Here is a 20,420-nt window from a genome sequence, read left to right on the forward strand (position 1 = left end):
TATGTCTTCAAACCCGTATTTTGCGAATGAACAAGAGTACTTAAAAGAGCTTGCCAGTCATATAGCGATAGAAAAGCCTCATCTTGTTGATTTATTATCCAATAAGATTCAGGATCCTGATGGTGCACGCTTGATGGATGGGTTAGCCTATCTTTCAGGAAATCTTCGTGAACAGCTTGATAGGCAATTCTCTGAATTAACGAGCAGCCTAGTCAATATGCTGTGGCCTGCTTATGCTCGTCCTTTTCCCAGCATGACTATTGTTGAGTATCAAACAGATGCTCAGACACTCAGCTATGCAAGCAAAATAGCCGCGGGCCAACCTTTTGTAGCTAAGCCTTTGTATGTTCAAGGCGAAACCCCAAATGCAGATAGCCTGCACCAATGCCGATTTAGCCAATGTAGAGACCTTTGGTTATTACCTGCAAAAATTTCACATGTACGCCAACGAACCAAGTCCATTGAGATTGATTTCAAACTCGATAAACCCCGCGTATTAGCAGAAATTGGCTTAGATAAGTTGCGTATCCATTTGAATGGCGCAACCTATACGACACATCAATTATTTTATTTGTTGAGCCATCGCATTAAGCAAGTGACGCTTGTCACCGAACATCATCGGTTGCCTTTAGATAATTTTGCAGCATTGCCAGTGGGTTTCAAAAAAGAAGATGCTTTATTGCCGTACCCAAAAAATAGCTACGATGGGTATCGTATCTTGCAAGAGTACTTCTGTTTTCCTGAAGCCTTTATGTTTATGGATATTAAAGGCCTTGAAGACCTACCTTTAGCACTGAATACAGATTCCTTCACATTAGAGATTGTGTTTGAAACGGAGATCCCTGACGCGGTGGTGATCCGAGATGACAGCATCAAACTGAATTGTGTACCTATTGCCAATTTGTTCACTATTGACAGTGAAGCTATTGACCTTACAGGTAAAAATGATGACTACATCTTGAGCGCCAGTTACCGAACACCACTTTGTTATGACATTTTTTCGATTAACCAAGTACAAGGGTTAAGGTATCCACAAAATGCCTCTCCTTATGCCGTCAATTACACCGCATTTGAAAGCTTTCATCACCAAAGCCATAACCTGAAAGATAAAAATCATGGCTATTACAGGCTAAAAATCAATCAGATGAGAGAGGCGGTAGGCTATCGGCATACGCTCTCCTTTGTGCGTGACAATGAAACAAAACTACAAAACTGTGAAGAAACCGTTTCTGTGTCATTAAATTGCACAAATAGGAATGTTGCTTCAAGGCTTTCAACCCATTCGATTTCACTTGATAAAGCCTATCGACCGGAAGGTGCTTTATCTGCCACAAACTTGTTTAAGCCAACAGCGCCATTATACCCATTGTTGGGTCAAACATTGTATTGGTCTGAATTAACGAATCTTTCGTTAAATTATCAATCACTTTTGAATCTAACCTCGTTGAAGCAGATTCTTCAACTCTATGATTTACCGTCTGTTTTTAATCGTCAAACAGCAAGGCAATCTCAGCAGTGCTTAGATTCTCTCATTAGCTTAAACACAGAGCATATTGAGCATCTTTATCGTGGGTTACCAGTAAGAGGATTAAAAACGACATTAACGGTTCGTCAAAGTGCTTTTTTAAGTGAGGGTAGCTTGTACTTATTTTGTACAGTTATTGCTCAATTTTTTGCTTTGTATACCAGCGTGAATATGTTTCATGAGCTGGAAGTAATCAATATTGATAATAAGGAAACCTACCGGTGGCCAGCACAAATCAATCAGCAAATACTGAAGTGATAGCGCGCTGGCTAGATGAAGCTGGCAATTCTGTTACTGAATATAGTTTTTATCAACTTGTTGAACTACTTAATAAGTTACAAGGTAAAAGCACAACCACGCAGGAAACAACGGATGAAATAATTCGTTTTAAGTCCTGTGCAAATATTGCTTTTCCTACGAGAGATGTCATCTCGGTCAAAAAGAATCAAAACGGGCAGTTTGAGCTTGAAGTCTCCTTCTTGGGGTTACACGGTAGTCAGTCTCCGTTACCGAGCTATTATCTGGATGATTTTGCTTGGGAAGATGCCCAACAACAACCTAGCGTGACAGATTATTTGAACCTTTTTAATCACCGTTTAGTCACGCTTTTACATCGTATTTGGCGTAAATACCGTTACTACATTTGCTTTGAAAATGAGGGAGTTGATTCATTTTCTCGCTATATGTTTTCGTTGGTTGGCTTAGGGAATGAAGTCAACAGAGAAAGAGTTCATATCAATCACAGTAAGATGTTGGCCTACGCTGGGCTTTTAGCGAGTCCAAGCCGTTCTCCCGATGTTATCAGTAGTTTAATTGCCCACTGTTTCGATCTCGAACACGTTGAAGTTATCGGTTGGGAAACTCGTAAAGTACCTATTCCTGAAAATCAACAAAATCGGTTAGGTGTGATTTCTCATCAGGCTGGGAAGAAATCGCAGCCCCGTATGTTATTGGGCGATAACTTTAGTTTGGGCGGGCATATCTATGATTGTAATGGCAAATGTACCGTCGAAATCAGTGAATTATCACTCGAGCGTTATATGTCCTTTCTGCCTAATGGAGCTAATTTTTTACCTCTTGTCGCTTTTGTCTCTTACATCTTCCATGAGCAGTTGGCATGGGACTTACGGCTCAATATTGCTGAAAAACAAGCTGAAGGGATCCGTTTAGGCCAGAAACAACACAATCAATTAGGGTGGCAAAGCTTTTTAGGTAAACCTGAGAAACAACCTAATGTCACCATTACTGTACTGGAATAAATCGCATGGATAAGTATTTACCGACAATTTCATTTCGCCTGATTAATAGTGAATTACTCGAAAGCGGTTATGTTTCGAGTATGACATTTTCACAAGATGGCGGGCAAATAGGCAGTAGTGCACAGTGCCAGTGGCAGATTCAAGATAACCAAAATTCCGTGGCACCAGTGCAATGCACTATTCTTTGGAAGGATAAGCACTTTTGCATTAAGACCAATACAGAATCAGTTTATGTCAATAATGCGATTGTACCTCTTCATCTTGATGCGGTACGGCTTGCTCATGGTGACCAGATCAAAATTGGTCAGCTTAAATTGTCTGTTAATGTGAATCTTACTGGACAACCAGCAGAAGACTTAATGGCTGTCACCCCTCAATCACTGGTTTCTAGCGATAGTAATCCATTAGATTCTCTATTTAATACCACACCGACTCAATCTTATGAGCAAGAGGAGTATGAGCTTGCTCCGACCGTTCAAGGGTCCCTAACGTATGATCCGCTTCAAGCCTTAGAAAATGAGAGTCTTAGCTTAATTTCTCAGAAAAATAAGCAAGCTTCAGACCCATTATTAATGAATGAAGCACACTTAACGCACTCAGTCACCTCCCCATTTTCAGATAATCAAGGGAATACCATGGTTCAGGAATTTATGGATTTACCAAAAATCACACCAACACTTGATGACACTATCACAGACATTGAGCATGTGGCTGTAAACCCTTTAATGCAAGGGCTTGGTATTCATTTAAATTTACAAACTTCACAACAAGCGAACGATTTTCTAGTGGAGCTAGGGAAGACTATTCGCTCCGCCATCGAAGGTTTATTGGCATTACAGCAACAGCAAGAAAGCCTGCAAGATAAGCAACTTAGACCAATTGAAGATAACCCATTGCGTTTAAACAGCAGTTATGAAGAAACAATGAAGTTGATGTTTACGGACGAACGTAGTCCCGTTCATTTATCAGCCCCTTCAGCGGTAGCAGAAAGTTTGCATAACATTCAGTTGCATTATCGAGCAAACCAAGAAGCTATTTCGACGGCACTTTCAACGATGTTGGCTGCTTTCTCTCCTGAACACCTTTTAAATCGTTTCGCGCACTATCGCCGTGCTTCAGATAACTCTTCGACAAACGATGCTTGGGCATGGGAAATGTACACCAACTACTATAAAGAGCTGTCATCTTCTCGCCAGCAAGGTTTTGAAAAGTTGTTCTATGAAGTCTATACCCATGCCTATGACAGAGCCTTAAGAAAAGGGCTTGAGGAAGCATAATATGCGTGCGAAAACCTTACTAGGATACCTATTTTTACTCTTTTCAATGATGGCGCTTAGTGGATGTACTAAGCCATTGGAAGCTGTATCCAAAATAGGTCAAGTCATATTAGACCCTTCGATTCCTATCGGGCCGCCACAAGATAGGCCATCAACGATATCGTTGACTATCTTGGCTGAGCCCAACATCAACCCAAATCAGGATGGTGAAGCAACGCCACTGAATCTACAGATTGTCTACATGAATGAAGATTCATTGTTTGCTGCGCTCGATTTTGACCAGATTGAAGAGAAAGATGGGGATCTCGAAAAGGTACTGAAAAAAAACTATATCGACCATCAGGACTACACCATTTTACCTGGGCAATACAAGCCGCTACCTGACATTGAGCTATATCCAGACAATCGTTATATCGGGGTCATTGGTTACTACTCAGACCCTGATAACGCGGAATGGAAAAAAATTGTTAAGGCACGTGGAAAAGGACGCCATTACTTCCTCCTAGCTCATATCAGAGGAAATGAAATCGAATTTAGACAAGAGGAAGATGACTAATATGTCGACAAAAAATAGAGTGATTTGGCGTGAAGGTTTATTTATTAAGCCTCAGCATTTTCAGCAGCAACAGCGTCATCAAGACTATATTACTGAAAGCATACTGAAGAGCTATATTTCTCATTTTTGGGGGCTCAGTTCGTTAATTCTGAGTGATGAATTGTATAGCTTAGGTCGTATTGGTATCAAGGAAGCTTCAGGTGTGATGCCTGACGGCACGATCTTTTCTATGCCTCATCAAGATATTCTTCCTCAACCTATTGATATTAAAAATATTAGTGATGGTGATAACAATATCGTTTACCTTGCATTTCCCTTAGTGAATAGCACGGTCAATGAAGTGTCGACTGAACATAGTGGTAACCGCTTGTTATCACGTTATAGCGACAGTATGGAAGATGTTCGCGACCTGCATACGGAAGGTGGGGATGTCAGTACGATCAATGTGGCCAAATTAAGACCGATTCTGAAGCAAGGCTCCAAAGAGATGGATGCTTATGTCACTTTGCCTATTTGTAAAATTAGGGAACGTGGTGCTGATGGCAGCTTAACACTTGAGAATGACTTTATTCCGACATGTTTGAATGTGCGTATCTCACCAATGCTAAATGAGTTCCTGAATGAAATTCATGGTGCTTTATATGAGCGTGGTAAACAAATTGCGTTACGTATTGGCTCCCCAGGGCAACAAGGTGTCGCGGATGTAGCAGAATTTATGATGTTGCAGGTATTAAATCGTACCTATCCATTGTATTCGCATTATGCGCAAGAGCCGGTTATTCATCCGGAAAAACTGTTTAGAGATTTGCTCGAATTGTGTGGTGAATTACAAACGTTCACTAATACCTCTCGTTTACCTGATTCTGTGGCTAAATATAAACATTTCAATTTATCTGAAAGCTATATCCCACTCATCAAAGATATTAGGGAAGCACTGAGTGTGGTGTTAACACCTCGCGCAATTCCAATTCCATTAGATACGCAAGAGCACGGTATTCGTGTTGCGACGATCCATGATAAGCAGTTACTGCAAAAAGCAGAATTTATTATTGCGGTCAAAGCGAATATGCCACAAGAACAGTTACGTCAACTGTTCCCACAACAATCGAAGATCTCTTCAGTGAGCAATATTCGTAAAGTGGTCAGCGTGCAGATCCCAGGTGTGAAATTGATTCCATTATCAACGGCACCACGTCAATTACCTTATCACTCTGGTTATAACTACTTCGAATTAGATAGAAGTGGCGATGTTTGGCAGGAAATTAAGCAGCACTCCAATATGGCATTCCACGTTTCTGGCAATTTCCCTGAGCTTGATATTCAACTTTGGGCGGTAAGAGGCGGAATAGACAATGACTAATGCAGCTTTCCTTAATGACTATGCCGAACAGGGCAACTTGCAAAAAAATTATCAGTTGCCTTTGCGGGGGAATAGCATCAATCCAATGATTGATGCTGCGACGCCATTGCTTGGGATGGTTCTCAGAATGAAAGCGATGTCAGAAACCCCTCTTTCGGAAAAGTTATATCAGCAGGTGGTGACCGATATCACCTCAATAGAGCAACAACTACAAACCCAAGGTTATGAACCTGGGGCTATTGTTTCATTTCGCTATGTTCTATGCACCTTTATTGATGAAACAGCATTGGGATTAGGTTGGAACCAAGACAACGGCTGGGTTAAACAGTCGTTATTAGTACACTTCCATAATGAATCTTGGGGTGGTGAAAAGGTTTTTGTATTAATTGAGCGGTTACTCGGTGAGCCTAAACGCTATCTCGATTTGCTGGAATTTATCTATTTGTGTTTGTGCCTTGGCTATCGTGGTCGCTACAAAGTGACAACAGGGCATAGTGATGAATTTAACCATTTACTCAGACGGTTACAGAAACAGATTCAGCAACTTAGAGGCGAAGCAAAACCCGTTATCCTTTTTGATGAAGGGGGTAATAAACACCATCGCTACCGTTTAGGCCGGCGCTTTGGTGTTCGCTACGTCATTCTTGGCGCCGTTATCTTAGCGGCAATTATTTACAGCATTTATTCATCCCGACTGAATCATCAAACACTCAGTATCGTGGAACAGCTTAATACTTTATTCGGCTAGGATGCACTATGATTCAAATTGATCTTTCGACACTCGTTAACCGTCTTCACCCTATCGCGAAGCATGCGTTAGAAAGTGCTGCGGCTTATTGTGTGAGCCATCAGCAGCCTGAAATTACGGTATCGCAATTTTTGCAACAACTGGTCGAAACACCATTGACGGATATTCGCTTAATTAGCCATAAAGCGGATCTGGATTTAGTCGCACTTGTTGAATTGTTAGAAGTACAAATTCCGCCACATCATGCGATTACTCAAAGCTATCCGAGTTTTTCTCCGTTATTGATTGAATGGATGAAAGACAGTTGGTTATTAGCCTCGACAGAATATAACCACAGTGAATTACGCTCTGGTACTCTGTTTTTAACCCTTTTGCAGATGCCATTACGTTATCTGTCAAAACCAGTTGCTGACTTATTATCACAAGTAAATCGTGAACAACTGCGACTGAATTTTGATAGTTGGACTGCGGGTTCGGCTGAAGCACCACTGACTGAAGCAGAAAAACAATCTGGAGAGAGTCGTCCTGCGGACTCTTTACTGGCGAAGTTCACGCAAAATATGACTCAGCAAGCGCGTGATAACCAATTAGACCCTGTTTTATGTCGTGATCATGAAATTGATTTAATGATCGATATTTTGTGTCGTCGCCGTAAAAACAACCCCGTGGTTGTGGGAGAGCCGGGGGTAGGTAAAAGCGCCCTAATCGAAGGATTGGCATTGCGTATTATTGCAGGTGAAATTCCTGAAAAATTACGTGGGTGTGAATTACTTACTTTAGACCTTGGTGCTTTACAAGCGGGTGCTGCGGTCAAAGGTGAATTTGAAAAACGCTTCAAAGGCATTATGCAGGAAGTGAGTCAATCACCTCATCCTATCATTTTGTTTATTGATGAAGCACATACCTTAATTGGTGCGGGTAACCAACAAGGTGGATTGGATGTCTCCAACCTATTAAAACCCGCCTTGGCTCGCGGTGAATTACGTACTATCGCGGCGACAACATGGAGTGAATACAAAAAGTATTTCGAAAAAGATGCTGCCCTTGCGCGCCGTTTCCAACTTGTTCAAGTTAAAGAGCCAACGGCGGCAGAAGCAGTCATCATCATGCGTGGCCTACGCTCTATTTATGAAAAAGCGCATAAGGTCTTTATTGATGATGAAGCATTGCGTGCGAGTGCTGAGTTAAGTGAGCGCTACCTATCAGGTCGCCAACTCCCAGATAAAGCGATTGATGTACTTGATACGGCGGGGGCTCGTGCGGCTATCAACTTATCTTCACCGCCGAAAAAGCTCTCGTTGCTGAAAACGGAACTTCATCAGATTGGTATGGAAACGGATGTGCTACAACGTGAACAACAATTGGGGCTTAATGACCATAGTTCGCGTCTGAGTGCACTAGCTGAACAGGCTGAAACTATCAATGCTCAGGTTGAGGAGCTACAAACCGCGTGGGAAACCCAGCAAGAGATTGTTTCTCAAATTATTGCATTAAGAGCGCAGCTACTGGACAGCGACCAAAGTGAAGAGCTTCCAACTAACGACAGTTTGGTATTAAAAGAGCAGCTTAAACAATTAAATGAGCAATTGAATGAGCTACATGAACAGCATTTATTAGTCTCGCCACATGTCGATAAAAAACAAATTGCTGCCGTTATTGCTGAATGGACGGGGGTACCTTTAAATCGTTTATCGCAAGATGCTCTATCAGTGGTAACGGAGTTACCCGTTTATTTAGAACAAACAATCAAAGGGCAATCATTAGCGATTGAGTGCTTACATAAGCATTTGTTAACTGCTCGCGCTGACTTACGACGCCCAGGTCGACCGTTAGGTGCATTTTTATTGGCGGGGCCAAGTGGTGTCGGTAAAACAGAAACGGTTATTCAAATAGCACAACTGATGTTTGGTGGAACGCAATATTTAACGACAATCAATATGTCAGAGTTCCAAGAGAAACATACAGTTTCACGGCTGATCGGTTCACCTCCAGGTTATGTTGGTTATGGTGAAGGCGGCGTACTGACAGAAGCGATCCGCCAAAAGCCTTATTCTGTTGTTTTATTGGATGAAGTTGAAAAAGCCCATCCTGATGTTCTGAATCTATTCTATCAAGCCTTTGATAAAGGTGAATTAGCCGATGGGGAAGGGCGAATTATTGACTGCAAAAATGTCGCTTTCTTCCTAACGTCTAATCTAGGCGACCAAATCATTACTGCCTATGCAGATAAGCCTGATGAGTTGCAAGATGCGCTTTATCCGGAATTAACCGCATTTTTCAAACCTGCACTGCTGGCACGTATGGAAGTGGTTCCTTATTTACCATTATCTCAAGAGATCCTTCAGCAAATTGTCGGTGGCAAGTTAGCTCGTCTGACTTCGTTACTTGAACAGCGTTTTGGTGCGGAAGTTGTGGTCGATGACAGTGTACCTACAGAGATCTTACGTCGTGCTTCTCGTGCGGAGAATGGTGCGCGGATATTAGAATCCATCATCGATGGCGCACTGTTACCACCGTTATCGCTACTGCTACTACAGCACAGCGCAAAAAATGAAGACATTAATCACATTCAATTATCAACACAGAACGATGAGTTCGTTGCGACGGTGAATGCTGAACTATGAAATCACGACTGAAAAATGCCTTAGCCTTACTTGAATGCACTAATTTGGATGTGTTAGCGAGCCAATTTTTAACGTTTAGCTTTACACGCAGTCCATTTAGCGCACTGATTGTGTCATTAATCAACCGACCTGAAAATTGCTTACAGAGTTGGAGTATTAAGCAATCAAATGAAGTAGAACAAGGGCATTTGGATGTCGAGATCAGCGATGCTGACCACCCTTTGATTCAGTTGATATCAAGGGGTGAAAGTGTCCTATGGGAGAACCTGAATCAAGGAATTCACATCAATGATAATAGGTTTCGCCAATTTGTGGCTGAATTACCAATAGGTACAGGGCTGTATAGCCTCCCATTAACAGATTTACGTCATAAAATTTGCGGAGCTATTATTTTGTTTGGGAAATCACTCAATACGGAGAGTTATGAGCAAGGAATTTTCCCTATTTATTGTGCGTTATTTCACCATCAGTTGAAAAGTCTCCTCGAATTATCTTTGACTCAGCAGAAGATTTCTCACCTGCAATACCTTAATTCACTACAACAAGATCGTGAACGGCAACTACAGGCAGCTGTGAATATGTTAACGACATCAGCTCCACCTGTTGCGAGTCACCATTTCTCTGATTTTAGAGAGATTGATGACTTAACCGTGGCAACTGAACGTTACGAAGAACAAATTTTAAAAGACCGACAACAACAGGTTAATGGTGATTTAGATACGATGGCAACGAGTCTGAATTTATCGAAACGGTCCCTAATATACAAATTGAAAAAATACGGGTGCATGAGATGAATATTTCACCGCTTACATTGTGGTTGATGACCTCTTTATTCGTCGTCACCACTGCCTCAGCGGAAAAAACAAATCCGCAAGCACTGGCTCAGGCGCTTTCAGAGTGCCGCCTTGAGTCGTCTCAACTGATCCGTCTTGCATGCTATGACCAAATCATGGCCGACTCACCTGCACAGACACCTTTTGACCCGAGTCAAATGGGTAAAGCATGGCGCCAGGCAATGGAGCATGAAATGCAACGAGAAGATAATAGCGCGGGGTTTTTAGTCACCCTTCCTGAAACAGGAAATTACCCAGTTATTATGACTATCCCTGCGATTGGTTTTGCGCCGCCTCGCCCAGTCATGATGATCAGTTGTATCGACAATATTACTTGATTGCAGGTTGCCCTCCCTCGCCAACAGGAGGCGGGAAGTGTGATGTTAACGACAGACAAAACGCAATTCACTGCCGATTGGTTTCTTCGTGAAAACGGTTATGTATTGGAGTCGAGTCGTGGCATTCCCGGCATTGATGAAATTAAACGTTTATTAAACGGTGAAACACTGACGTTGAAATTAGCAAACAATGACCGGCTAACTTTCAATATTTCAGGTATTTCAACTGATATCAAACCGCTAAGAACGGCCTGTCACTGGTAAGCATCATGACGATTAATACACAATTAAAATGGAAAGAGCAGCTATTAGCTCCCCTTGAAGAAAGCCAGCAAGCAGCACCGATTGCCGATGATAACCCTGATTGGGAATACATTGACGGCGAAATGATTAAGTTTGGCTCACTTAGCCATGCTCAATTAAATATTGAGGAGATCCAGCGCAAGGCATTACAACTGTTTGCTAATGAAACGAAAGACTTCCGTTTATTAGTGCACTTATTGCGTACCTTACAACATGCAGGAGAGGCTGATGAGCTAGCTTTAGCCGCTGAATTATTGGCGGAGTTTGTTCGTCATTATTGGGAAAATAGCTATCCGCAAAATATAAAGCTTAAACAACGGCTTGCAGGGCAAATCCTTAAACGATTTGAAACTGTACAAGACAGTTTTTGCCGTCAAGCCGATATTAACTTGCGCGACAATATTCTCGGCTCCTTTGCCTTTTTGGCTAAATCTTGGCATGAAAAATGCCCAAATTTATCCGCTGAAGTCGATACATTAAGCCGTGGTTACAGCCGTATTGAACAAAGTGAACCTGTCATCGTTGTGGCAACGGAAGAGCCAACAACAGATAAAAAGGGAACAGTAGAAAATACTCAACAAGCACAGACTCCGGTGGCAGCAACAAAAGTACCTACAGTTGAGGTGAACCAAACGGATGAGCGTCAGTGGAAACAGACATTGCTTAAAGTGGCTGAGGCGTTATGTGAGCAAACGCCTTCGGATGCGGTAGGTTATTGCTTACGGCGCTATGCTATTTGGCACTCCATTCATGCGTTACCGATGGCAAATAATGATGGAAAAACGCCATTAGCTCCTGTTTCTCCTGACCGAGTGATTGATTACAAAAACCAAATGGCGCAACCATCAATGGCGTTGTTGAATAACATTGAACAAAGCTTAACGTTATCGCCTTATTGGCTGGAAGGCCATATGTTAGCTGCTCAAGTTGCAACAAAGTTAGGCTATCCGCTGGTGGGTGTTGCGATTGCTCAGGCGTTGCAACAGTTTTTAAACCGATTACCTGATTTAGCCAAACTGAGTTTTTCTGACATGACACCTTTCTTGCCTGAAGAGGTTCAGTCTTGGCTTTCAGCTTCTCAAAAATCAACGAGTCACGACGCCTCGACGAGTTCTCACAGTTTACAAGCTGAACAACAAGAAATTTTACATTGCTATGAACAGCATGGCTTAAGTGAAGCGTTAAAAATGGTCGAAAATTTTATCGCTTCTACGAACGAGCCGAGAGCTCGTTTTTATAGCCAATTGTTATCTGCCCAGTTATTTGAACAAGCGGGGATGCAGCATATGGCTGAGAACCTGTATCAGCAACTGCATACCGCAGCATTACATTACTCGTTATCGGACTGGGAACCCGATTTGCTCAATCGTTTAGCACAGAAGGTGCAAGACAAGCAGGAAATGACTTTTGATAGGAATTCACAACAATGAAATTATCTTTTCTATCCATACCAAAAATAACGGGTTCTCTTAAGAAGCTGTTTTTTGGCGATAAGCCCAAAATTAAATCATTCTTACTGCTGTGTTTGGCACTGCTCCCAGCGATTTTGATTATTTGGATTTGGTGGTGGGGACCCGATTTTAACTACAAGGGCAGTTATCCCCTTAAAGAGCTGAGCGCGCGTTGGTTAGCGACGATTATTATTCTTCTCATCATTGTGAGTTGGATTGGGATCGCGACATGGAAACGTGTAAAACGCCTTGAAAGCCTTAAATTAGACGTGGAATTAGCGGTTGTTGATCCTGTTCGTCACGATATTGAGTTTCAAAATCGTTATCTCGATTATTGGAAATCGCAATTTGTTCGTCACCTCAACGGACATACTCAATCCGTATATTTACGTCCTTGGTATTTCGTATTGGGGGCCGATGAGAGTGGTAAGCATACATTACTAAAAAATAGCCTTAATACTTTAGATATTGCACCAACAGAAAATGTTGTTAGTGACCAGAAACTCCCTCTGCATATTCAATGTCTACTCGCGGATAATGCCGTCCTTTTTGTGCCAGATGGGAAATTATTGACCCAGCCAGTGAGTGAGGGGGATAAGCCCCAGCTATATCATCGTTTATGGAATGAACTTTTACACTGGTTAAGCAAAAACCGTTCAAGACAACCAATGAATGGCATTGTTTTAACCGTGGATACTTTGTCATTACTGACAAATTCGAAGGAAAAAAATAGCCAGCTCATTGCTGACCTACATATGCGTATTGAAGAAGTCCGTATGACATTCAATAGTCAATTACCACTCTATATTGTGTTGACTAAACTGGACTTGTTACGTGGTTTTGATGCGATGTTCCAATCCCTTGATGCTCAACAGCGTAATCAGGTATTAGGGGTATCTTTTAGCTCAAAAGAAAATGTTAATTGGGAAAAACAGCTCAATCACTTTTGGAGCCAATGGGTTAGCCAAATGAACAGTGCTTTACCTGAAATGATGTTAAATCGTTCAGAAGGAAGCCAAAGAAGCGACTTATTTAGTTTTGTTCGCCAAATTGAAGGGTTACAAAGCAGTGTAGCAAAATTAATCTCTGCATTGGTCGCTAACAATGAACAGAAAAATATCCGTTTAAGAGGGGTTTATCTCACCTCTGCGACTCAAGTTGGTCAGATTGACGACGTCTTTAGCCAAACGGCGTCAGTTCAATACCATTTACCAACAGCACCACTAACAACTTGGCCTATTTCAGATACACATCCCTATTTTACGCACAACTTATTCAGTGATGTGCTGTTTAGCGAGCCAAACTTAGCAGCGGAAAACCATTATTGGCTGAAAAAACATCGTACCAGACTTTTAGTTGCTTCAACTGTCAGCATTGTTGGTTTGATATTGGCTTGGAATGGCTGGAGCCATTACTACAACAAAAACTATCGTGCGGGCGAGAATGTGCTTAATGAAGTTAAAGCATTTAAAGCGATTGAATCAACGACAACTAAAGATACTGACGGTAGCAAACAACTTCCTGTTTTGAACCCACTTAGAGAAGCAACATTAGCTTACGGAAACCATCGTGATAAAAATGGCATTCTGTCTGAAATGGGATTATATCAGGGGCAAAAAGTTGGACCACAAGTTGAAAATGTCTACTTGCAATTGTTAACGGAACGCTTTTTACCCGCCATTATGGCAGGGTTACTTATTGAGCTGGATAATGCTGAAAAAGGCAGTGAAGAGAAGCTCGAAATCTTACGTGTTATGCGCATGCTTGAAGATAAAAGTGGGCGTAATAACGGGGTGGTTGAAGATTATATGGCAAACTACTGGAGCCAGCTATTTACAGGGCAACGAGATATCCAAGCTCAGCTTCGCGGCCATTTACATTATGCGTTAGAGCACACTGACTGGAAAGCTGAGCGTAATCAAGGTTCAGCGATTGCCAATAAAGTCTTTGGGCCATTTGCCAAACCAATCAGTGACGCTCAAAAAGAGCTGAGCACGCTGTCGCTATACCAACGTGTTTATCAAACACTGAGGCTGAAAGCGAATCAAACACTGTCATCACCATTAAACCTCCGTCATCAAATAGGCCCTGGTTTTAACTCAGTGTTTACTGTGAACGATGAAGATAAGCTCGAAATCCCTCAGTTTCTCACCCGTTCTGGGCTGATTAACTACTTTATTAGGCAAAATGATGAATTGGTCGATCTGACATTACTTGATGCTTGGGTGCTAAATTTATCAAGCAATACACAGTATAGCGAGAGTGACCGTAAAGAGATCCAACGTCAAATTAGCGAACAATATCTGAATGACTATACTGCGCAATGGCGTGGGGCGATGAGTAATTTAGAGATTCGTGAATTTGACACAATTCAAGATGAAATCAATGCATTAGAACAGATAATCAGTGGTGAGCAGCCGTTAAGACGTGCATTACAGGTACTGAGAGATAACACTTCTTTACCTACCATTGATAGTTCGCTGTCTTCACAAGAGCAGCAAAAATTGATGGCAGAGCCGAAATACAGGTTGCTTAGCAGGTTGGATAGAGAGTTTTCACCCGAAACTGAGATTTTAGTGAGTAACAATGGTGAAAACCTACAAAATCTCAATCAGAAGCTAAATGAATTGCATCGTTATTTATTAAGTATTCAAAACTCACCAGTACCAGGTAAAGCTGCACTAAAAGCGGTGTCTATGCGTTTGAATGATAATAACCGTGATGTCATTTTTGAGCTATCACAAATGGCGAAAACATTACCAGAACCATTAAATCGTTGGGTAGGAGACCTCTCGGACCAAGCATGGAATGTGGTACAAAAAGAAGCTATTCGTTATATGGAAGTCGAGTGGAATGAAAACGTTGTCAAACAGTACAACGCGTACATCGCTGGACGTTATCCATTTAATCCGAAATCTAAACAAGATGTGCCATTAAGCGAATTTGAACGTTTCTTCAAACCAAATGGCACCATCGATAGTTTCTATCAACAGAATCTACGTTTATTTGTTGAAAATAACTTGATTGAAAATATGGAAGGCCAATCGCTGATTCGCCCTGATGTATTGGAGCAAATTGAGATTGCTAACCGCATTCGAGACACCTTCTTTACTGCTCAAGGTAATCTTGAAACACAATTTGCGGTAGAACCGTTGTCACTGTCAGGTAATAAACGTCGCAGTATCTTGAACCTTGATGGGCAGATTATTGACTACTCTCATGGGCGCAGTAACACCGTACATATGGTGTGGCCAAACTCAATGCGTTCAAACATTGAAAGTAAGCTGACATTAGTGCCTCTTTCTGGTGATAAATCCCCTCGTTCGCTCAGCTTTAGCGGACCTTGGGCGCAATTACGCCTTATCGATAGCGGCAGGTTAATGAATGTGAAACCAAACTCTTTTGAAGTTCGCTTCACAATTGATGGCGGAGATATGACTTATCGCGTGCAAATTGATGAATCTAACAACCCGTTCTTCGGAGGATTATTTACCCGATTCCGTTTACCTGAAACGCTTTATTAATATGATTTTTCAGTATTAATACGAGGGAATAGAACAATAAATGAGTACGCAATCAGAAAACTTGGTGATTAAAGTAGGAGGGTCTCCCTTGGAGACCCCAGAATTTATCGCGCTAAAAACCGAGTTCAATAAACTTAACCATCCAGCCCGCCCTGAAGTGAGCTGGACTTTAATTGAGTCATTGTGTTTAACGCTATTTAAAACCCATGGTATTGATTTACAAAGTGGAATTTATTACACCATCGCGCGTTTACAATTACATGGTTTAAACGGTTTTACCGAGGGATGTGAACTATTAGCAAGTGTTGTTGTGACACAATGGGATCATTTGTGGCCAGAACAGCCCCATCATCGTGCTGATATTTTGAATTGGTTTAATAGCCGTGCTGGTTCAGCATTGCGGCAAATCAGTTTTAAAACCAGTGATCTACGGTTAATCTATCGTTCCGAGCGTGCGCTACAGCTCATTATCGATAAGCTTGCCCAAACAACGTGGACAAAAGTACCGAAATTAGAAAACCTTTTGTGGTTTTTCCAAAACTCAGCGAAAAACCTCGAACAGCGCGAAAATGCATTAAATCAAAATAAAGGTCAAACGGTAAAGCTGCCGCCTTTAGTTTATATCCAGCAGCCGAAAACGGAGCAAGAGCCACCAGCACAATCAATCGTGATTGAAACAGCGGCTCAAAAACGGCCTTCTTCACCTATGCCTACTCAGGAAAAAATGAGTGCGACAAAAGGGTTTTTTTTAGGGGTATTATCAAGCGCAGTCATCTTTTCTGGTATCGGCTATGCGTTGTATTACTCGACCCAGCAAGAAGTTATTGCAATGGCTTCTGTTCCTGAAGGCGCGGCGGCTCAATGGCTATATAAACCTGAACTTACAACCTACGCGGATAACTTAGGGTTATTAGAGAAGCAGTCACCTATTTTTACCTTAAAGCTCGCTGATTCATTAGTGGATGTAGCCAAAAAACGGTGGCCTAACAATGCAGATCAAGCTTATGTCAGCCGTAACTGGCAAAACTTGATAACAACTCGGTTAGAAAATGCGCCAATTAGCGATAGTTGGTCAGAAACAGCGACATTATTACAGCAGCTATCAGACAAAATTGTGATGCAAGAGCGCAATCGCGGGAGTTTTACTCTCTCTTATTTGAAAACTGCTATCTATGATATTCAAAAGCAGCATAACAAGAGTACACCTGTTGAAGAAAGACTACGTGAATTCTCTTTACAAATTGAAAATGACCAGCCTATCTCACCAACATTAATTAGTAATATCGATTCACAAATTAATGGCTTATTAGCACGTTACTATGATTTGCAAAAACAGGCAGAAGAACGCGGTTTAAAACCAAACTCATATTAAAAGGATATTATCATGGCGAATATGATCTATTTGACATTAAAAGGCAGCAAACAAGGTGCAATTTCTCAAGGATGTGGAAGTTTAGAATCGATCGGTAATAAGTATCAAAACGGTCATGAAGACGAAATTTTTGTCCTACGATTAGGAAATGGCTTTAGTCGTACTCAAAATATTAATTTTCAACCTGTTACATTAATTAAGTTGTTAGATAAATCATCTCCACTGTTGGCAAATGCAATTGCCAATAATGAAACACTTGAGATGACATTTAATTTTTATCGGACTTCACAAACAGGCTCTCAAGAAAAGTATTACACCATTACTCTGAGAGAAGCGTCCATTATTAATTTAGAGTCAGACTATCCTCATTCATCGAATAATAATGAGCAATTACCAGAGGAAACACTAACTGTGAAATATAAAGATATTATATTTCAGCATGTTATGGCTGGGACTTCAGGCTACTGTAGCTGGCAAGAAAATACAATTTAATGGATGTTGAGCCTAAAAGATGAGTGAAATAAAGTATCTACAAGAAAAGCAATATTTACAAAAACTCGCTGACGATTATGCGAGAGAGAAGCCGCATTTGGCTCACGTATTAGATCCACAAGATCCTCATACGGGTTATTTACTTGAAGGGTTTGCTTTTCTTTCGGCACGCCTACAAGAAAAAATTGATGACGCTTTTCCTGAAATTACCTTACCTTTACTACAACGTTTAGGCTCACAAGCGATTAAGGGGCTACCTTCAACAACAATTATTCAGGTTGACCAAGATGGGGTCATTGATTATCCATATTATCTTTCAGAAAATAATTTGATTCTAGGTCCTAAAGGTGCCAGTTTTAGTCTTTGTTATGGAGTGACCCTACAACCTTATTCTATTGTTGAGCGAAAAATTACTCATCAGCCTAATCGGAGTTGTATCTCATTACGAGTAAAATACCGAGGCATAATAAAAGAATATGATACAGCATCGCTAAACCTCTTTTTGAGTAAACAAAAAGCTATTGCAGATACTTTGATGCTCGGGTTTAGCCAATATTTTGATTATATAGAGCTGAATCATGATGGAAAAAGCTATCGTGGGAACAGCCTTGATTTTTATTTTGAGCCGAAGATAGGTAAAAAATTTCAAATTTTCCAGCAAACAGATAATCAATTATCAGCCCCTCAACAGCTACTGGAAGGGTTTTATTTACCACATGTTCATCATTTTATCGATATTAATGTACCGTTGATCACTAAGCAGCTTAATTGGCAAGATGATGATACGTTTGTGATCAATATCTATTTCAATAAGCAGCTTTCGATTACTCAGGCACAGTGTGAAGAGAGTTTTTATTTAAACTGTGTACCTGCAATTGATAAAGAAAAGCAAAATGAACTGAAAATAGATTTTAAATATAATCAATCGTCGTATTTATTACCTATACCTGATAATCACTATTTGGCGCATTTATCAGATATTCAGTTGTCATTAGAGCCTCACGAAAAGGTTCGTGGCTTATATTGTGATTTTTATCCGATGACGGATTTTACTGCGGCATCACGTCTGCTGCCCCAATATCAACAAGCGTTGTTTTATGCACTCACTATTGATAACGATATTCGAGGAAGGACACTATATTATTTAAATTTTTATGATAATAAAGGTACACCGATGGTAGTGCCTCCTAGTTTACGTTTTTCATGTAATTATGTGAGTTTTGAACAATATCAAGAAAGCCGCATAGGGGTCTTAAACAGCCATAGTGAGAAGGTGCCAGAAGGAGTAAAAACAGCAAATATCACCGAGTTATCAAACTGTTATCCACCGATTGTGAATGATAAATATTATTGGCAATTACTATCACACTATAGTGCTAATGCTTTTATGTTGATGTCTCTTGATACTATCAAGCAGATGTTGACGGAATATATTTTATATCGTGAAAACGATAGACAAGTTACACGCAAACTTGAACGGTTATTATCAGGTTGTATTGCGCTTAAAACGAATTTATATGATTACATTTTAAAAGGAAAACCATATCGCTGCTTATCCCTTGTGGTGACATTAGACATTCAAAAATTTGAAAATGAAGGTGAGGCATTTATGTTTGTCACTCACCTATATCATTTTTTCCCTTTTTGTTTATCTGAAAATATGTTGTTGGAAATGTCAGTGAATTTCAATGATGCTGATTTACCGACATGGTATTTATCACCCTCACCATTACAAGGATATAAATCACTGTTATAAAAAACCATGGCGCAACAATTGAGTGCGCCATTTTGCAAGGTTAAGTCTATGTCTTCAAATATCTCGAGAAAAAATGTATCTGATGCTGAAAAAGCGGGTCAACATTGGCAATCTCTATTAAACAGGCCAGAGCCACAGCGCCTTAAATCGGCTTCTGACGCCAGCGGATCTCAGCCCTCTCAATCTAAGAAAATAGATATTTACGATGCAATTGCTAATCGTAAGCTGTATTCCGGACTCGTATTTACCTGCCAAATTGGTGATCTTCCTGTAGAGACCTTTCAGGTCACCCAATTTGATTTGCACGAAGGGTTATCCGAGTTATTTACGCTGAACATTCAAGCCGTCAGCTCACAATCAGAGATTGATTTTCAAGATGTATTGGGGATGGCTTCCTCCATCACCATCATGCGTGAAGGTATTGTTACCCGTTGTGTACAAGGGATTTTAGCTAGCGCCGAGCAAGGCAATACCGATGGCGTGAAAACGTGGTATCAGTTTGTCATCCGCCCTGAAATGTGGATCATGACGCTTAAGCAAGATAGTCGTATTTTCCAAGACACTACCGTCCCCAACATACTAGAAACCTTGCTGAATGAATCCCATGTTAAACACGATAAATTATTTTATCACCCTGAAGAGCATTTGCAGCGCTCTTATATCACGCAAAAACGTGAAACCCTGTATGAGTTTTGGTGTCGCCTCGCTGCCGAAGAAGGGATTAACTACTGGTTCGAGGAAGGCCCACAATTATTCTATAGCGATCGCCACTTGGGTATGAAAGCGGGGATCCATTTAACTTATAATCCCCAATCAGAAACCGATATTACCGACAGCACGGTCACCGCATGGCGTTATGCTGAACGCTTATGTAGTGATATTCGTATTGATAAAGATTACAATCAGTTACGTCCTTCTTACCCATTGAGCCATCAGGTAACGGGTGAAGTACATCAACAACACGAAGTATTTGAAAGTTATGGGCGCTTCCAAGAAGATGCT

14 protein-coding genes and 1 pseudogene are annotated in these 20,420 nt (G+C 41.0%); all 15 read left to right on the plus strand.

Annotated features, from left to right (window positions below; all coding sequences use genetic code 11):
• The first annotated feature begins 1 nt into the window (after position 1).
• Positions 2 to 1,783, plus strand: a complete 1,782-nt coding sequence (gene tssF, locus PSF11_RS18345) for a type VI secretion system baseplate subunit TssF (RefSeq protein ID WP_004926305.1) — start codon at positions 2 to 4, stop codon at positions 1,781 to 1,783.
• On the plus strand, positions 1,747 to 2,784 hold the full coding sequence (gene tssG, locus PSF11_RS18350) for a type VI secretion system baseplate subunit TssG (RefSeq protein WP_040132661.1): 1,038 nt from the start codon (positions 1,747 to 1,749) through the stop codon (positions 2,782 to 2,784). The genes tssF and tssG overlap by 37 nt, the downstream gene beginning before the upstream one ends.
• A 5-nt stretch (positions 2,785 to 2,789) precedes the next feature.
• The gene (gene tagH, locus PSF11_RS18355; protein ID WP_014657065.1) at positions 2,790 to 4,061 is read left to right on the plus strand and encodes a type VI secretion system-associated FHA domain protein TagH; all 1,272 of its coding nucleotides are present in this window, start codon (positions 2,790 to 2,792) and stop codon (positions 4,059 to 4,061) included.
• Position 4,062: 1 nt separating this feature from the next.
• A complete protein-coding gene (tssJ, locus tag PSF11_RS18360) occupies positions 4,063 to 4,617 on the plus strand; it encodes a type VI secretion system lipoprotein TssJ (protein ID WP_004926310.1) in 555 nt (184 codons plus the stop codon).
• Position 4,618: 1 nt separating this feature from the next.
• The gene (tssK, locus tag PSF11_RS18365) at positions 4,619 to 5,977 is read left to right on the plus strand and encodes a type VI secretion system baseplate subunit TssK (protein ID WP_036942310.1); all 1,359 of its coding nucleotides are present in this window, start codon (positions 4,619 to 4,621) and stop codon (positions 5,975 to 5,977) included.
• Entirely contained in the window at positions 5,970 to 6,725 is a 756-nt protein-coding gene (gene icmH, locus PSF11_RS18370) for a type IVB secretion system protein IcmH/DotU (protein WP_272682855.1), read from the plus strand. Before tssK ends, icmH begins: the two co-directional genes overlap by 8 nt.
• Before the next feature lie 8 nt (positions 6,726 to 6,733).
• Positions 6,734 to 9,349: a type VI secretion system ATPase TssH gene (gene tssH / locus PSF11_RS18375; RefSeq protein ID WP_014657061.1), complete on the plus strand. Its 2,616-nt coding sequence runs from the start codon at positions 6,734 to 6,736 to the stop codon at positions 9,347 to 9,349.
• Positions 9,346 to 10,143 carry a hypothetical protein gene (locus PSF11_RS18380; protein ID WP_004926317.1) on the plus strand — a complete coding sequence of 266 codons (798 nt, stop codon included), beginning with the start codon at positions 9,346 to 9,348 and terminating at the stop codon, positions 10,141 to 10,143. Before tssH ends, PSF11_RS18380 begins: the two co-directional genes overlap by 4 nt.
• Positions 10,140 to 10,784, plus strand: a pseudogene (gene vasI / locus PSF11_RS18385) (type VI secretion system-associated protein VasI). Before PSF11_RS18380 ends, vasI begins: the two are co-directional and overlap by 4 nt.
• Before the next feature lie 5 nt (positions 10,785 to 10,789).
• Entirely contained in the window at positions 10,790 to 12,253 is a 1,464-nt protein-coding gene (gene tssA, locus PSF11_RS18390; RefSeq protein WP_004926321.1) for a type VI secretion system protein TssA, read from the plus strand.
• Entirely contained in the window at positions 12,250 to 15,798 is a 3,549-nt protein-coding gene (tssM, locus tag PSF11_RS18395) for a type VI secretion system membrane subunit TssM (RefSeq protein ID WP_072502614.1), read from the plus strand. Before tssA ends, tssM begins: the two co-directional genes overlap by 4 nt.
• Before the next feature lie 40 nt (positions 15,799 to 15,838).
• Positions 15,839 to 17,170, plus strand: a complete 1,332-nt coding sequence (locus PSF11_RS18400; protein ID WP_004926325.1) for a VasL domain-containing protein — start codon at positions 15,839 to 15,841, stop codon at positions 17,168 to 17,170.
• Positions 17,171 to 17,182: 12 nt separating this feature from the next.
• Complete coding sequence (locus PSF11_RS18405) at positions 17,183 to 17,662, plus strand: Hcp family type VI secretion system effector (protein ID WP_072502613.1); 480 nt, start codon at positions 17,183 to 17,185, stop codon at positions 17,660 to 17,662.
• Between the two features lie 19 nt (positions 17,663 to 17,681).
• Entirely contained in the window at positions 17,682 to 19,418 is a 1,737-nt protein-coding gene (locus PSF11_RS18410; protein ID WP_072502612.1) for a type VI secretion system baseplate subunit TssF, read from the plus strand.
• A 48-nt stretch (positions 19,419 to 19,466) separates the two neighbouring features.
• On the plus strand, positions 19,467 to 20,420 hold a 954-nt coding region (locus PSF11_RS18415; RefSeq protein WP_272682856.1), incomplete at its 3' end, for a type VI secretion system Vgr family protein.

Origin of the sequence: Providencia sp. PROV119, from assembly GCF_028482435.1 — a bacterium.
Classification (GTDB): domain Bacteria; phylum Pseudomonadota; class Gammaproteobacteria; order Enterobacterales; family Enterobacteriaceae; genus Providencia; species Providencia stuartii.

Bases quoted from the DNA above. Each gene is read 5' to 3' on its own strand.
- icmH (WP_272682855.1), top strand. From the start codon at position 5,970: ATGACTAATGCAGCTTTCCTTAATGACTATGCCGAACAGGGCAACTTG.
- tssK (WP_036942310.1), top strand. From the start codon at position 4,619: ATGTCGACAAAAAATAGAGTGATTTGGCGTGAAGGTTTATTTATTAAG.
- tssJ (WP_004926310.1), top strand. From the start codon at position 4,063: ATGCGTGCGAAAACCTTACTAGGATACCTATTTTTACTCTTTTCAATG.
- PSF11_RS18380 (WP_004926317.1), top strand. From the start codon at position 9,346: ATGAAATCACGACTGAAAAATGCCTTAGCCTTACTTGAATGCACTAAT.
- tssH (WP_014657061.1), top strand. From the start codon at position 6,734: ATGATTCAAATTGATCTTTCGACACTCGTTAACCGTCTTCACCCTATC.
- tssM (WP_072502614.1), top strand. From the start codon at position 12,250: ATGAAATTATCTTTTCTATCCATACCAAAAATAACGGGTTCTCTTAAG.
- PSF11_RS18405 (WP_072502613.1), top strand. From the start codon at position 17,183: ATGGCGAATATGATCTATTTGACATTAAAAGGCAGCAAACAAGGTGCA.
- tagH (WP_014657065.1), top strand. From the start codon at position 2,790: ATGGATAAGTATTTACCGACAATTTCATTTCGCCTGATTAATAGTGAA.
- PSF11_RS18400 (WP_004926325.1), top strand. From the start codon at position 15,839: ATGAGTACGCAATCAGAAAACTTGGTGATTAAAGTAGGAGGGTCTCCC.
- PSF11_RS18410 (WP_072502612.1), top strand. From the start codon at position 17,682: ATGAGTGAAATAAAGTATCTACAAGAAAAGCAATATTTACAAAAACTC.
- tssA (WP_004926321.1), top strand. From the start codon at position 10,790: ATGACGATTAATACACAATTAAAATGGAAAGAGCAGCTATTAGCTCCC.
- tssF (WP_004926305.1), top strand. From the start codon at position 2: ATGTCTTCAAACCCGTATTTTGCGAATGAACAAGAGTACTTAAAAGAG.